Here is a 13,985-nt window from a genome sequence, read left to right as displayed (position 1 = left end):
GGCGCACGCGGCGCTGCGGGCGTGCGGGCTGCCGGCGCCCGGGACCGGCCCGGCGCGCCCGAGGTGCGGTTGACGCCACGCGAGGTGGACGTGCTGGCCCTGCGTGGCGGCGGGGGCGACGAACGCGGCGGCGGCCGAGCGGCTCGGGGTGGGCCCGGAGACCGTCAAGTGCTGTCCGCGCTCGACCATGCGCAAGCTGGGGGCGCGGACGCGCGGCGAGGCCGTCGCTGCCGCGCGCCGGGCGGGGCGAGTGGCAGGGAAGCGGGACAGCGGGACAACGCCGTTCGCGGCGTGGCTCGTCTGGCTGCCCCTTCGCCGTACGCCGTACTCGGTTTTGCCGCCTTGTTATTTCCCTCACCTCGTCGTCCCGCCGTCATGCACGCGACGTTTGCCTAACATTGCCCGGGACACGACATGCGGAGGGAGCGGTCACCGTGCGACGGGACTTCGCGGAGTCTGCGGGGCGCCGTTCCGACCTGGTCATCGGGCGGGAGGAGTCGTTCGGCGCGGCGCGCGAGCAGCTCGCCCGGGGCGGAAGCGTGCTGCTGCACGGCCCCGCCGGGATCGGGAAGTCGACCGTGCTGCGGACGCTGGCCGCGGAACACGCCCGCACCACGCCCACGGTGCTGCGCTGCTCCGCCACCGAGTCCGAGTCCCACCTCCCCTTCCTCGCCCTCGCCGACCTCCTGGGCGTGGTCCTGGACCAGGTGTCCGACGCCCTGCCCGCCGCCCAGCGCACCGCCCTGGAGTCGGCGCTCACCGGCCGCGGCGAGTCCACGCTCCAGCGCGACGGGCTGGCGCTGCGCCTGGCCGTGCTCTCCGCGCTGCGCGCCCTCGCCGCCGAGGGACCCGTGCTGGTCGTCGCCGACGACCTGCAGTGGCTGGATCCGGCCAGCGCCGAGCTCCTCGGCTTCGCCGCCCGCCGCCTGGGCGACACCCCGGTACGGCTGCTGTGCGCGGTGCGCACCGAGGAGCCCCGGGCGGAGGGCGCGGAGTACGACCGCCACCTGCGCGCGTCCCCGCCGGACACCCGTGCGGTACGGCTCGGTCCGCTGACCCGCGCGCAGGTGTCGGCGCTGCTCGACGAGCGGGGCTACTCGGGCCTGCCCCGCTCCACGGTCCGCGACATCCACCGCACCAGCGGCGGCAACCCCCTGTTCGCGCTGGAGCTGGGCCGGGCGCTGGCCGAGAGCCCCACCCCGCCCCGGCCGGGCGAGCCGCTGCCGGTGCCGACCTCGCTGCGCGCCCTGGTCCTGACCCGCCTGGAGATGCTGTCGGACGAGGCGCGCCGCACCCTCCTGGTCGCGAGCGCCGGCGCCCGTCCCACCCCTGCGCTGCTGCACGCGGCCGGCCGGGAGAACGCCGAGGCCGAGACGGCGCAGGCGGCGACGCTGGGTCTGCTGGCGACCGACTCGGAGGGGCCGGCCGTACGGTTCGCGCACCCGCTGATCTCGGCCGCGCTGTACGCGGAGGCGCCGGCCCCGGAGCGGCGGGCCGCGCACGCCGCGCTGTCCACGGCGGCCTCCGACCCGATCGAACGCGCCCGGCACCTCGCCCTGGCCACCACCGGCACCGACCCGGAGGTGGCGGCCCGGCTGGCCGAGGCCGCCGCGCTGGCCCGGGACCGCGGAGCGCCGTCGGTGGCCGCGTCACTGGGGCTGCTCGCGGCCCGGCACACCCCGCCGGACAGCGTGCCGGGCCCGGACGAGCGCCGGGTCACGGCCGCCGAGGACGCGATCACCGCCGGCGAGCCGGACCTCGCCCGGGACGTCGCCCGCGAGGTGCTGACCCGGGCCGGCGCGCCCGGCGAGCGGGTCCGGGCCTGGATGGTGGTGATCGAGGCCGCCGGGCAGGCGATCGGCGACGTCGACGCCGCCTTCCCGCAGGCCCTCGCCGACGCGGGCGACGACCCGCGCCTGCTCGCCCTGGTCCACTACCAGCTGGCCTGGCGTTCCCTGGTGGTGCAGGGCGACTTCGCGCAGGGCCGCGAGGAGGCCGCGCACGCCGCCCGGCTGGCGGCCGAGGCCGGGGACCGGCGCACCGAGCTGCTCGCGCTGGCGTTCCAGGCGCAGGCCGAGACGCTGATGGGGCATCCGAGCGCCCCGGCGACCATCGGGCGGGCCCTGGCGGAGCCGCAGGACGCGCGGGTGGCCTGCCATCACAACGGGGCCGGTTCCTCCCGGTTCCGGTGGCTGGTGATGAACGACCGGCTGGCCGAGGCGCGCACCGCCGTCACCGGGCTGCTGCGCGAGGTGCGCCGGCGCGGCATGGCCGAGAGCGAGGTCCACTACCTACGCTTCCTGGCCGAGACCGAGCTGCACTCCGGGCACTGCGGCCGGGCTCTGGAACTGGCCCGGGAGAGCCTCACGCTGGCCCGCGACGCGGGCATCGGGGAGGGCGCGGGCGCGATGCAGGCCGCGCTCGCCGAGGCGGCCGGCGGGGACGTGCGGCGGGCGGTCACGCTGGCGCGGGAGGCGGTGCGGCGGACCGAGGAGGACGGCGACGCCGTGTACCTGTCGCGGGCGCTGGCCGCGCTGGGGCACGCGAGCCTGGTCGCGGGCGACGCGGAGGGGGCGGTGCGGGCGCTGTGCCGGGTGCGGGAGCTGGAGGCGGGCGCGGGCATCACGGACCCGGCGCGGGGCCGGTGGCAGGGCGACCTCGCGGAGGCGCTGGTGCGGACCGGGGCGCCGGCCGAGGCCCTGGACGTCATCGAGGTCACGCGCGCGCACGCGCTGCGGCTGGGGCGCGGGAGTGTGCTGGCGGTACTGGACCGGGCCGAGGCGCTGGTGCGGGCGGCGCGCGGCGAACACCGGTCCGCCCTCACGCGGTTGGCGTCGGCGCGGGAACGGCTCGCCGGGCTGGGCTACGGCCTGGAGGAGGCGCGGGCCGCCTTCGCGCTGGCGGAACTGCGGGCGGAGCGGCCGGGACGGGCCCCGGGGGCGGGGACGGGGACGGGGACGGGGTCGTACGACGAGGCGGCACGGCTGTTCCGGCGCTGCCGGGCGCTGCCCTGGCTGCGGCAGGTGGAGGCGGCGGTCGCGGCCCGGTCGGCCGAGCCGCTCCCGGCGCCGCCCGCCGTTCCCGACGCGCTGGCGGGGCTCGCCTCGATGGAGCGTCAGGTGGCGGCGCTGGTCATGGAGGGCGCCACCAACCGGGAGATCGCCGGCCGCCTGTTCGTCAGCGTCAAGACCGTCGAGGCGACGCTGACCCGGGTCTACCGCAAGCTGGGGATCCGTTCCCGGGTCGACATCGTCAGACTGGCGGCGGGCCGGCGGGAGGAGTGACGCGCAGGGGTGACCGGCCGGGGTTTGGGGCGCGCCGACCGAGGGTTTTCCCTGCCGGGCTCACCTAGGGGGTTCCCTCATTGGGTGGTCTCCGCCGCCGGTTCTAGCGTGTGCACGTGCCGCTCGCCCGGGCATACGGGGGTCTGTCCCGAGACCCCCGTGCAACCCCCCACGCCCGTGCGACCCCCCACCGGCAGAACTTGAGGAGACTCATGTCCGGGATCGTCCGCAGCAGATCCGCGGCTCCCTCCGCCGCCGCTTCCACCACCGCCGCGCCCTCCGCCGTCGCGCCCGCGTGCCCGGCGGGGCCGCCGGCAGCGGGCCGGCCGCGCACGGCTCCTGAGTAACCCTCAGGCGACAGACCGGGGGGCGCTGCGGGCCTCCACGAGCGGCCCGCAACGCCCCCTCTCCATGCAACCGCTCCCCCTGGCCGTGGCCCGGACGGCTTCGCTCATCGGGCACGCCGGCGTCCCGGCTCCGGTCCCGGTGCGGCGCCGGGCTCCAGCAGCAGACGTACGCGGGCCCGGGACCGTTTCGCGCCGGCGGGCAGCGTCACGTGGGCGCGGGCGGCGCCGGGGGTGGCCGGTGATGGCCGCCGCGACGTGCCTGGGCGAGGAGCCCGGCGAGGCACAGCAGCAGCGCGCGCCGTGCCGGTGACGGCCACCGGGGCCCGCCGGCCGTGGTCGCGGAGGTCAGCGAGGCCGTCCGCCGCCCCGCGTGGGCCGGCCTCGCCGCCGGTGATTGCCGGACCCGCCCCGGGGCACCCGTGCGCACTGTGCACGGACGAGACAGGATCCTGGTGACCGGCTGGTTCAGCTTCCTGCACGGGGAGGCGACCGCCGGGGACGTGTTGGCGCTGCGGCGGGTGGAGGAGGTGCTGGGGGGCGCCGGGCTCGCGTACGACGTCGTGTGGAGTCCCGGTTTCCGGGCGGAGGGACTGCACTTCGCGGACGTGGACGCGGCGGCGTACTCCCGGCTGGTCTTCGTGTGCGGGCCCGCCCACGGAGCGCAGGTCGAGGAGTTGCACCGGCGGTTCGCGCACTGCCTGCGGATCGCCGTCGGCGTCTCCGTGGTCGACCCCGGCTCCCCGGCCGTCACCGGGTTCCACCGGGTGCTGGCACGGGACGCCGCCGGCACCGCTGCGACCCTGGACCTCGCCGCCCGCGCGCCGGCCCTGCCCGCCCGGCCCGTGGTCGGTGTCGTCCTCACCCACGGCCAGCACGAGTACGGCGGTCAGCGGCGGCACGAGGAGGTCGCCGCCGGGCTGACCGGCTGGCTGGCCGGCAAGGACTGCGCCCGGCTGGAGCTGGAGACCCGGCTCGACGCGCACGACTGGCGGCTGTGCGGCACACCGGCCCAGCTGGAGGCCGTACTGGCCCGGCTGGACCTGGTCGTCACCGACCGGCTGCACGGGCTGGTCCTGGCGCTGCGGGCCGGGACCCCGGCGCTGGCCGTGGACCCGGTCGCGGGCGGGGCGAAGGTGACGGCGCAGGCCCGCGCCTGCGGCTGGCCGGCGCTGGTCGCCGCCGAGGAGCTGACGGACGGGGTGCTGGAGCACTGGTGGGACTGGTGCCTGACCGGCGGGCGGGAGGAGGCCCGGCGGATCGGCGCCGGGTTCCGCGCGGCGGACGCGGCCGGGGACGCCGCGGACGGTCTCGTGACGGCGCTGGAGGCGGCGCGGCCGGCCGGTTGGACACCGGCCTCCGGGGGCACTCGGCGGTCGTCGGTCCGCCGCCGGGAGGAGACATCGTGAGCATCGGCCGACTCCCCGAGCACGAGCAGCGCATACTCGACGAGGTGGAGCGGGCGCTCAGCCGCGACCGCCGGCTGGACCGGCGCCTGCGCACCCTGCGGCTGAGCCGCCGCCCCGACCTCGCCCACCTGTTGTCCTACCGCCCGCGCACCCTCACCGTCCTCCTGCTTCTCGCCCTGTCGGTCACCTTGCTGATCACCGGCATCGTCACGTCCGCGCCCGGCGTGATCTGGGCGTTCGCCGCGGTGTGGCCGGTGACGCTGTTCGCGTCCTTCCGGCTGCTGTGCAGGTGGACGGAGGGTTAGGGCCGACCCTGCGGCGGTTTGCCCCGCGGCGGGGCCGGGGACCCGTGCGGCACAGGAGGTGATCGTCGTGCCCGAGCCCGGAAGCAAGAAGTACGACACCCGGCGGGCCCGGCTCCGCAAGGAGGCCGAGCGGTCGGGAATCTCGGATCAGGACGCCAACCGGGCGGCCAACGAGGAGCTCCAGGAAGGCGACGACTGGGGCAGCCGCGGACCGCGCACGGAACGCGGCCGGGGTCCGAAGGGCGAACGTCCCTCAGGCTCCGACTGACCCCCCGGAACCGGCCCCGCGTCCCCTCGGCGCGGGGCCGGTCCGTGTGGTGGCCGGCTGTGAGGGCCGGCGGCCGGGTCAGCCGGCGGCCGGGTCAGCCCGTGTAGCTGCGGGCCTTCGAGTCGCGCTGGGCAGGTTCCAGCGAGCGCAGGCGTGCCTCGACCTCGGGCGGCACTACCCGGCGTTCCCGCAGCACCCACGGCAGGGCGGCCGTCGCCTCGGCGAAGGCGCGCAGGGAGGCGGCGTCGCGGGGGACGGTGCGGGCCAGGTGGAGCGTGCGGCGCAGGGCGGGACCGGCCGGGCGGCGCAGCCAGGTGAACCACAGGGTGTTGCGGATGCCGTGCGCCCGCCGCAGCGTCGAGTCCCTCACCACGGACGGGTGGTGGTGGATCGTCAGGTCGTCGGCGTACGTCAGCCACCAGCCGTCCGCCGCCAGGTCGGCGGCGAGCAGTTCCTCCTCGCCGCCCAGCCACAGCCGGGGGTGGAAGCCGCCCGCGGCCCGGAAGGCGTCGGCGCGCAGCACGGTCGCGGCGGCCAGGAACGACCCGAGGGCCGGTCCCGGGAGCCAGTCGGGCCGGGGTACGGGCGAGTCGCGCAGTTCCTTGACGATGGGGTCCTCGGTGCCGTCCGGTTCGACGAGGATGCGGGCGGTGACCGAGCCGACCGCCGGGTACCGGTCGAGCAGGTCGGCGGCCCCGGACAGGGAGCCCGGCGCCCACCAGGAGTCGTCGTCGCAGAAGGCGACGTAGGGGGTGCGGACCTGTCGGACGGCGAGGTTGCGGCCCACGGCGCCGAGGTTGCGGCCGGGGCGCAGGAGTTTGACCCGCGGGTGGTGGCGGGCGACGGCGGAGGCGGTGCCGTCGGTGGAGTCGTTGTCGGTGACGATCACCGGGGGCCGCTCAGGGAGTTCGGCGAGGCGGTCCAGGGTGCGCAGGAGTTCGGGGCGGCGGTTGTGGGTGATGACGACGACGGTGGTGCGGTTGTCCGTCATGGGGTGGCTCCGTTCGCTCCGTCCAGCAGGCGGGCGGCGCGCTCCACGTGCGGGGGCAGGGGCCTGCGGGCGCGCAGGGCGGCGGGCAGGCGGGTGAGCGTCTCGCGCAGGGCGCGCCGGGCGTGCGGGTCGTGGCGGGCGTCGGCGGCGAGGTCGCGGGTGCGGGCCAGCGCGTGCGGAAGGGGGCGGCGCAGCCAGGCGGTGAGCAGTTCGTTGCGGCGCACGACGGCGGAGCGGCCGGCGCGGGGGCCGGGGTCGGGGTGGTGGTGGGCGGTGACGTCGGGGCAGTGGGTGACGCCCCAGCCGCGGGCGGCGAGGTCGTAGGCGAGGAGGGTCTCCTCGGCGCCGAAGAAGAGCAGGGGGTGGTAGCCGCCGGCGTCGAGGTAGGCGGTCCGGCGGGCGACGGCGGCGCAGCCGAGGAAGCCGAGCACCTGGGTGCCGGGCAGGTCGGTGGCCGTGCCGAGGGGCGAGCCGGCGAGCAGGTCGTTGAGGGGGTCCGCGTCGTCGCCGGGCCCGACCAGGGTGCGGGCGGAGAGCAGGCCGAGCCTCGGGTGGGCGTCGAAGTGCCGGGCGGCGGCGGCGAGGGCGCCGGGTGCCCACCAGGAGTCGTCGTCGCTGAACGCCACGTACGGGGTGTCGAGGGCGCGGACGCCGTGGGTGCGGGCGAGGGCGCCTCGGTTGAACGGCAGGGAGACCACCCGGACCTGCGGGAAGTCGCGGGCGAGCATGGTGGTGGTGTCGTCGGTGGAGGCGTTGTCGACGACGAGGACCTGGGGCCGCTCGGGCAGGGCGAGCAGGTTCCGTACGGTGACGGCGAGGCTCGCCGAGCGGTCGCGGGTGGCGATGACGACGCCGACGGGGGCGGCTTCGGTGCGGTCGGCGCGGGTTCGTTCACGGGTGGTCGAGGGGCCGTGGCCGGTGGCGTGGTTCATGGTGCCTCTTCCAGGGCGTCCAGGGCGTCGAGCGCGTCCAGGACGTCGTCGGTGCCGATCCGCAGCAGTGCGGGGTCGGTGTCGTGGCCGTGCGGGTCGCCGTCGGGGCCCGGGTGCCACAGGGCGCGGTGGCGGGGGTGGTCGGGCGGACCCCAGCGGCTGGGCGGTACGGGGCCGAAGAGGGTGACGGAGGGCGTGGCGTGGGCGACCGCGAGGTGAGCGATGCCGGTGTCGCCGCTGACGACGGCGCGGGCGCCGGCCACCAGGGCGGAGAGCCGGTCGTAGGGCAGGCCGCCGCCGAACACGTCCGTGTCGGGCAGGCCGGCGAGCTTCACCAGCCGGGCCACGAGGTCGCCCTCGTCCGCTCCCCCGGTGACGACGACCCGCCGGCCCCGTGCGCGCAGCCCTTCCGCGACGGCCGCGTACCGTTCCACGGGCCAGCAGCGCGAGGGGGCGCCGGCACCGGGGTGCAGGACGACGGCGCCGGGGGCGGGGGACGGCGCCTGCGGCCGGGGCAGGCGCAGGTCGGCCGGGTCGGCCTCGATGCCGTACGCCTCCAGCAGCCGGCACCACCGGTCCCGCTCGTGTTCCTCCGCGTACCAGGGCGGCCCGTCCACCTCCGGCGTCTGGGGGTGCGCGAAGGCCAGCAGTTCGCGCGGGCGCAGTGCCATGAGCAGGCGGTGGCTGGGCGGCCCGTTGCCGTGCAGGTCCACGGCGACGTCGGGCGGCGGGCCGGTCCAGTCGAGGGTGCGGGGAACGGCGCGGCCGGGCTCGGCGGCGGGCAGCAGCCGGTCCACGGCGCCGGTCGCGGCGGCCACGGGTGCCAGCTCGGCGGGGGTGGCCAGCACCAGTTCGTGCGCGGGGTACGCGCGCCGCAGCGCACGGAGCGCCGGCACCCCGGCGAGCAGGTCGCCGAGCCCGAGGGCCCGCAGTACGAGCACCCTGGGCCGCGAGCCGCCGCCGGTGGCTCCGTACGCCGCACCGGTCGGCGCCGCGCTCCGTCCCGCCGTGCCCTGGGTCATCGCACGCCCTCCGCCGCGCGGGCCATCAGGGCCGTCGAGGAGCGGCCGTCCAGGTAGGGCAGGAGGACCGCCTGGCCGCCCCATTCCTGGAGGAGCGCGGCCTCGGGGAGGTCCGCGCCGGCGTAGTCGCCGCCCTTGACCCACACGTCGGGGCGCAGGTCGCCCAGGAGGCGTTCGGGGGTGTCCTCGTCGAAGACGGCGACCGCGTCGACGCAGGCGAGCGCGCGCAGCACGCGGACGCGGTCGGCCAGGGGGTTGACGGGGCGGCCGTCGCCCTTGCGGCGCTGGACGGAGGCGTCGGAGTTGACACAGACGACCAGGCAGTCGCCGAGCCGCCGGGCGGCCTGGAGGAGGCCGACGTGTCCGGCGTGCAGCAGGTCGAAGCAGCCGCCGGCGGCGACCACCGTGCCGTGCTGGGCGCGGACGCGGTCGGCCAGGGCGTGCGGGTCGTCGGTGTCGGGGGCGGCGGTCGCCGGGCCGTCGGCGGCGGGGGGCAGGGCGCCCGCGCCGCCGGCGGCGACGAACGCCGTCGCGGCGGCCACCGCGCCCTCGACGGCCTCCCCCACCAGCGCCCCGTCGGCGAGCAGCCCGGCCGCGGTGGCGGCGAAGCGGTCGCCGGCGCCGCAGGAGTCGCCGTGGTGGGCGGCGGGTGCGGGGACGAGCAGCGGGTGTTCGCCGTAGGAGAGGAGGGCGCCGCGGGAGCCGAGCGTCACCGTCACCGCGGCCACCCGCCAGTCCCGTACGAGGGCGGCGGCGTTGTGCGCGGCGGCGCGCAGGCCGCCGCCCGGGTGGCCGTCGCGGGGTGCGAAGCCGTGCGCCTCCTTCTCGGCGGGCGTCACCAGCCGGGTGCCGGCGACCGGCGGACCGCCGCGCGGGTGCGGGTCCCAGACGAGCGGCGGGCGCTCGGCCAGGACGTCCCGCAGGGCGTCGGCGGCGCCGCGGCCGTAGTCGGAGACGAGCACGGCCCGGGCGGAGCGCAGCGCCGCGCGGGCCTCGTCGGTGGCCTCGCGGACCCGGCCGCCGCCGCGGTCGAGCCGGACGACGGGACGGTCCTGAGCCAGGACCCGGGTCTTCTCGGGCAGGGTGCCGGCCAGGGGCAGCGGGATCAGCGTCAGCCAGGGTTCCAGCAGTTCGCGCAGGGCCCGGCCGGCCGGGTCGTCGCCCAGGCCGGTGATCAGCGTGACGTCGCGGCCGTCGCGGGCGGCGAGGTACGCGGCGAGGGCCGCGCCGCCCGGCCGTACGCGTTCCGCGCACTCGGCGACCACCGGGACCGGCGCGTCGGGGGCGAGCCGGTCCGCGGAGCCGGACAGGTCGCGGTCGAGCAGAGCGTCGCCGACCACGACCAGCGGGGCCTTGCCGGTCGTGCGTCCCGTCGTCGTGCGTCGCGTCACCGTCCCGGCCCCTTTCCGCTCGCGCCCCGTTCCAGGGCCGCGTCGAAGGCCGCGCAGATCATGTGGACGGCGACCAGGTGGATCTCCTGGACGGTGGCCGTCGAGGCGGCGTCCACGCACAGCGACTCGTCGCTGCCCGCCATCAGCGGGTTGGGCGCGCAGCCGGTCAGCGCCCACACCCGTACGCCGGCCGCGCGGGCCGCGTCGGCGGCGGACAGCAGGTTGGCACTGGCGCCGGAGGTGGACAGCAGCATCAGCACGTCGCCCTCGCGGCCGTGGGCGCGGACCTGGCGGGCGAAGACCTCGTCGACGCCGTAGTCGTTGGCGATGGCGGTGGTGGAGGAGGTGTCGGCGTGCAGGGCGATGGCGGAGAACGGGGGCCGGTCGTCGCGGTAGCGGCCGACCAGTTCGGCGGTGAGGTGCTGGGCCTGGGCGGCGCTGCCGCCGTTGCCCGCGGCCAGCAGCCGGCCGCCGCCGCCGAGGACGGCCGCGAGCCGGTCGCCCCAGCGCTGGGTGACGTGCGCGGAGGCGCGGAACGCCGCCAGCGCGTCCTGGAGTTCGTCGCAGTGCCCCACGACGGGCGGGTGCACGGTCATCACGCCACCTCCTTGGACAGTGCGTGGTCGGCGAGGGTCAGGCGGTACACCTGTTCCGCGCCGTCGGCGACGCGCGTCCAGGTGTAGTGCCGAAGGACGCGTTCGCGGCCGTTCCTGCCGTACTGGCGGCGCAGCCGTTCGTCGGCGAGGAGTTCGCGGGCGGCTTCGGCGATGGCGCCGGGGTCCTGCGGGGTGACGAGGCGGCCAGTGGTGCCGTCGGCGACGGAGTCGCGGTGGCCGCCGACGTCGGTGGCGAGGACGGGCACGCCGCAGGCCATCGCCTCCAGCGGCACGATGCCGAAGGGCTCGTAGAGAGGGGTGCAGAGCACCACGTCGGTGCTGCGGAGCAGGGCCGGCATGTCCTCGGGGTCGACGGCGCCGAGCAGCCGGACCCGGTCGGCGACGCCGGTGCGGCGGGCGAGCGCGGTCAGGCGCTGGGCCTCGGGGTCGGCGTCGAGGCCGCCGGCGGGCGGGCCGCCCGCGATGAGGAGTTCGGTGTCGGGGACGTCGGCCAGCGCGCGGATGGCCTGGTCGTAGCCCTTGCGCGGCACGAGCCGGCCGCAGGCGAGCAGCCGGTGGCGCTGCTTGCGGTCGGGGGTGCGGCCGGTGTCGGCGGTCGGGCTGAAGTGCTCGGCGTCCACCCCGCAGGGCACGACGGAGACCTGGCGGGGCGGTACGCCCATGTCGCCGAGTTCCACGACCTCGTCGGTGCAGGTGGCCAGGACCCGTTCGCAGGAGCGGCCGATCTGCCGTTCGATGCCGATGCGTTCGTAGGGGCTGGTGTCGCGCATGCCCTGGTGGCGGCGCTTGACGGTGCCGAGGGCGTGGAAGGTCTGCACGAGCGGGATGCCGAGCGGCCGGGCACCGATCTGGGAGGCCATCCCGGACATCCAGAAGTGGGCGTGCACGACGTCGGGCCGCTCCCGGGCCCAGGCGCGGGCCAGGTGGGCGCCGAAGGCGGGCATGTGCGGGAAGAGTTCGTCCTTGGGCACCGCCGCGGGTGGTCCGGCAGGCACGTGCTCGACGACCGCGCCGCCGGGCAGCGGCACCCGGTCGGGCAGGTCGGTGGCGTCGCGGCGGGTGTAGACCGTGACGTCGTGGCCGCGCTTGGCCAACTCCTCGGTGAGGCGGGCCACGTAGACGTTCTGTCCACCGGCGTCGACGCCGCCGAGCGCGGCGAGCGGGCTCGCGTGCTCGGACACCATGGCGATCCTCATCGGGTCACCTCCTTCAGCAGCCGCTCCCAGTCGTCCAGGAAGCGGGACAGCCCGTAGCGGGACAGGGCCGCCGCACGGGCCCCGTCGCCGACGGTCCGCGCGTGCAGCGGGTCGGCGAGGAAGTCGCGTACGGCGTCGGTCAGTACGTCGATGCGGTTGGAGACCACCCCGGCGCCCGGGGGCACGGCCTCGGTCACCTCGGTGGTGGCGAGGGCGACCACGGGCATGCCCAGGTGCATGGCCTCCAGCAGGGACAGCCCGAGGGACGTCCAGCGGACGGGGTGGACGTAGACGCGGCGGCGGGCCAGCTCGGTGTGCAGGTCGCTCTGGGGGACGTCCTGCGTGCGGCAGCGGCCGGGGTCGACGCCGATGTGCTCGGCGAGGCCTTCGGTGCGCATGCCGAACACGTCGAGCGGGGCCGCCCTGGAGAACTCGGGCAGCAGGTCGGTTCCGGTCGTACGACCGCGCCGGATCGGCTCGTTGACCACGACGGCGGCGCGGTCCAGCTCGCCGGTCCAGCGGTGGCCGGGGTCGACGATGCCGTGCTCGATGACGGTGGTCTCGGCCGTCCCCGCGTCCCACATCAGCCGGTTGAAGTGGGTGACGTGGACGAGGGTGACGCCGGGGAGGCCGGCGGCGGGGTGCCGGGTGTCGGGCACGTCGCCGTCGGGGGCGTTGTGCTCCAGGTACACGAGGGGCGGCCGACGTCCCAGCCACTGGTCGACCAGGGCGATCTCGTGCGGCCGCTGGACGATCACGAGGTCGACGTGCTCGTCCCGCAGCCGCTCCGGCGGTACCTCGATCACGGAGTCGGGCCAGTCCCAGGTGCGGGCGCGGCCGAGGCCGTCGGGTCCGCGGTCCGGGGTGACGGGGACGAGGTAGGTGTGCGGGCCCTGCACGAAGGCCGTGGTCCACGACCCGTGCACGTGCCAGATGAGGATCCTCATGCCTCCCCCAGGAGTTTCTCGACGGCGGCCGCCACGTCGGTGGCCGTGACGGTGTTCAGGCAGGGGTGGCCGGGGACGGGGCAGTCCCGGGCCCGGCTGTCGGCGCAGGGCGCGTCCTGGTCGCCGAGCAGGACGTACGGGACGCCGTACGGCCGCCAGCGTTCCGCCGGTACGACGGGGGCGAACAGGGACACGACCGGGGTGCCGACGGCCGCCGCGAGGTGGGCGGGCGCGGTGTTGCCGGTGACGACGACGGACGCGCCCGCGAGCACGCCGGACAGCTCCGGTGCCTCGGTCCGGCCGCCGAGGTCGGTGCCGTGCTCGCCGGCGACGTACGCGGTGAGGTCGCGCTCGTCGGGGCCGCCGGTGACCAGGACGCGGTGCCCGGCGGCGGCCAGCTCGCGTACCGCCTCGGCGCAGCGCTCGGCGCTCCAGGCCCGGGCGGGGACGCTGGCGCCGGGATGCAGGACGACGTACGGGCCGGGGCCGGTCAGGTCGTCGGTGCGGGGCGGTGTGCGCACCCGCAGCCGTCCGTCGTCGGGCCGCGGGAAGCCCGCCGCCTCGGCGAGGTCCAGCGCCGCCTCGGCCTCGTGGGCGTGCGGGGCGCGCTGGTGGCGCAGGTCGAGCAGGGAGCCGGGGTAGTCCACGCTGTCCGCGGCGATGTGACGGACCCCGGCGAGGCGCAGCACCAGGGCGGTGGGCAGCGGGGACTGGTGGAAGGAGGTGAGGACGAGTGCCGCGTCGGCGTCGATCCGCGCCACCAGCGCGTCGATGTCGGCCCGGTCGACGTCGGGCGGCCGGAACCCGCCCCACGGCGCGTCCCACACCAGCACCTCGTCCACGCCGGGCAGCAGGCGGGCGGCGGGCGCGCCGCGCGATCCGCACAGCATGGTGACGTGGCCGGCGCGGGCGGCGACGGCGCGCACGGCGGGCCCGGCGAGCAGCACGTCGCCGAAGCTGTCGAGCCGGGTGACCAGTGCCTTCATCGCGGCCTCCCACGGGTGTCCACGGCGGTACGCGTGCGGGCCGCCTCGGCGCCGGGGGCCGCCCGGCGGGGGTGGTGAGCGGAGCCCTGGGTGTCCGGGGTGCCGCCCCCGCCGGTGCTCACGCTCCCGTCCGGCGCGGTGGCCGAGCGGTCCGCCGCGCAGTCGCGGCCGTCGGTACCGGGGGCGGCCTCGCGGCCTTCCGCACGGTCGCCGGCAGGCCCGCCCGGCCCTGCGACGTCGCCGCCCGCATCAGGGGCGGTGGTGCAGCCGCCCGCACCCGGTGCGAGCCCGCC

12 protein-coding genes are annotated in these 13,985 nt (G+C 77.4%); 4 read left to right on the top strand and 8 right to left on the bottom strand.

The window, feature by feature from the left end; translation table 11 throughout:
• Nucleotides 1-434: 434 nt before the first annotated feature.
• From M6G08_RS18785 to M6G08_RS18770, 4 genes are all read left to right on the top strand, one after another.
• Nucleotides 435-3,284, top strand: coding sequence for a helix-turn-helix transcriptional regulator (locus M6G08_RS18785; RefSeq protein WP_272588317.1), 2,850 nt, complete (start codon nucleotides 435-437; stop codon nucleotides 3,282-3,284).
• 799 nt (nucleotides 3,285-4,083) lie between these two features.
• Nucleotides 4,084-5,037: a polysaccharide pyruvyl transferase family protein gene (locus M6G08_RS18780; protein ID WP_272588316.1), complete on the top strand. Its 954-nt coding sequence runs from the start codon at nucleotides 4,084-4,086 to the stop codon at nucleotides 5,035-5,037.
• Complete coding sequence (locus M6G08_RS18775; protein ID WP_272588315.1) at nucleotides 5,034-5,342, top strand: DUF3040 domain-containing protein; 309 nt, start codon at nucleotides 5,034-5,036, stop codon at nucleotides 5,340-5,342. Before M6G08_RS18780 ends, M6G08_RS18775 begins: the two co-directional genes overlap by 4 nt.
• Nucleotides 5,343-5,409: 67 nt before the next feature.
• Nucleotides 5,410-5,610, top strand: a complete 201-nt coding sequence (locus M6G08_RS18770; protein WP_272588314.1) for a hypothetical protein — start codon at nucleotides 5,410-5,412, stop codon at nucleotides 5,608-5,610.
• Between the two features lie 94 nt (nucleotides 5,611-5,704).
• On the opposite strand, the gene M6G08_RS18765 is transcribed toward M6G08_RS18770, so the two are convergent.
• From M6G08_RS18765 to M6G08_RS18730, 8 genes are read right to left on the bottom strand one after another with little or no spacing between them, the layout of a single operon-like run.
• Nucleotides 5,705-6,601: a glycosyltransferase family 2 protein gene (locus tag M6G08_RS18765; protein WP_272588313.1), complete on the bottom strand. Its 897-nt coding sequence runs from the start codon at nucleotides 6,599-6,601 to the stop codon at nucleotides 5,705-5,707.
• On the bottom strand, nucleotides 6,598-7,533 hold the full coding sequence (locus M6G08_RS18760) for a glycosyltransferase family 2 protein (RefSeq protein ID WP_272588312.1): 936 nt from the start codon (nucleotides 7,531-7,533) through the stop codon (nucleotides 6,598-6,600). The genes M6G08_RS18765 and M6G08_RS18760 overlap by 4 nt, the downstream gene beginning before the upstream one ends.
• Nucleotides 7,530-8,555 carry a glycosyltransferase family 9 protein gene (locus tag M6G08_RS18755; protein ID WP_272588311.1) on the bottom strand — a complete coding sequence of 342 codons (1,026 nt, stop codon included), beginning with the start codon at nucleotides 8,553-8,555 and terminating at the stop codon, nucleotides 7,530-7,532. Before M6G08_RS18755 ends, M6G08_RS18760 begins: the two co-directional genes overlap by 4 nt.
• The gene (gene rfaE2, locus M6G08_RS18750; protein WP_272588310.1) at nucleotides 8,552-9,946 is read right to left on the bottom strand and encodes a D-glycero-beta-D-manno-heptose 1-phosphate adenylyltransferase; all 1,395 of its coding nucleotides are present in this window, start codon (nucleotides 9,944-9,946) and stop codon (nucleotides 8,552-8,554) included. The genes M6G08_RS18755 and rfaE2 overlap by 4 nt, the downstream gene beginning before the upstream one ends.
• Nucleotides 9,943-10,542, bottom strand: a complete 600-nt coding sequence (locus tag M6G08_RS18745) for a D-sedoheptulose-7-phosphate isomerase (RefSeq protein WP_073730365.1) — start codon at nucleotides 10,540-10,542, stop codon at nucleotides 9,943-9,945. The genes rfaE2 and M6G08_RS18745 overlap by 4 nt, the downstream gene beginning before the upstream one ends.
• Entirely contained in the window at nucleotides 10,542-11,759 is a 1,218-nt protein-coding gene (locus M6G08_RS18740) for a glycosyltransferase family 4 protein (protein ID WP_272588309.1), read from the bottom strand. Before M6G08_RS18740 ends, M6G08_RS18745 begins: the two co-directional genes overlap by 1 nt.
• Nucleotides 11,756-12,706: a glycosyltransferase gene (locus M6G08_RS18735; protein WP_272588308.1), complete on the bottom strand. Its 951-nt coding sequence runs from the start codon at nucleotides 12,704-12,706 to the stop codon at nucleotides 11,756-11,758. Before M6G08_RS18735 ends, M6G08_RS18740 begins: the two co-directional genes overlap by 4 nt.
• The gene (locus M6G08_RS18730) at nucleotides 12,703-13,692 is read right to left on the bottom strand and encodes a glycosyltransferase family 9 protein (RefSeq protein ID WP_272588307.1); all 990 of its coding nucleotides are present in this window, start codon (nucleotides 13,690-13,692) and stop codon (nucleotides 12,703-12,705) included. Before M6G08_RS18730 ends, M6G08_RS18735 begins: the two co-directional genes overlap by 4 nt.
• Nucleotides 13,693-13,985: the final 293 nt, after the last annotated feature.

The organism is Streptomyces sp. M92 (genome assembly GCF_028473745.1).
Lineage (GTDB): Bacteria > Actinomycetota > Actinomycetes > Streptomycetales > Streptomycetaceae > Streptomyces.
Note: the sequence above shows the minus strand (reverse complement) of the source record. Positions and strands in the feature narration are given on the sequence as shown.

Bases quoted from the DNA above. Each gene is read 5' to 3' on its own strand.
- M6G08_RS18765 (WP_272588313.1), bottom strand. From the start codon at position 6,601: ATGACGGACAACCGCACCACCGTCGTCGTCATCACCCACAACCGCCGC.
- M6G08_RS18760 (WP_272588312.1), bottom strand. From the start codon at position 7,533: ATGAACCACGCCACCGGCCACGGCCCCTCGACCACCCGTGAACGAACC.
- M6G08_RS18755 (WP_272588311.1), bottom strand. From the start codon at position 8,555: ATGACCCAGGGCACGGCGGGACGGAGCGCGGCGCCGACCGGTGCGGCG.
- M6G08_RS18745 (WP_073730365.1), bottom strand. From the start codon at position 10,542: ATGACCGTGCACCCGCCCGTCGTGGGGCACTGCGACGAACTCCAGGAC.
- M6G08_RS18740 (WP_272588309.1), bottom strand. From the start codon at position 11,759: ATGAGGATCGCCATGGTGTCCGAGCACGCGAGCCCGCTCGCCGCGCTC.
- M6G08_RS18735 (WP_272588308.1), bottom strand. From the start codon at position 12,706: ATGAGGATCCTCATCTGGCACGTGCACGGGTCGTGGACCACGGCCTTC.
- M6G08_RS18730 (WP_272588307.1), bottom strand. From the start codon at position 13,692: ATGAAGGCACTGGTCACCCGGCTCGACAGCTTCGGCGACGTGCTGCTC.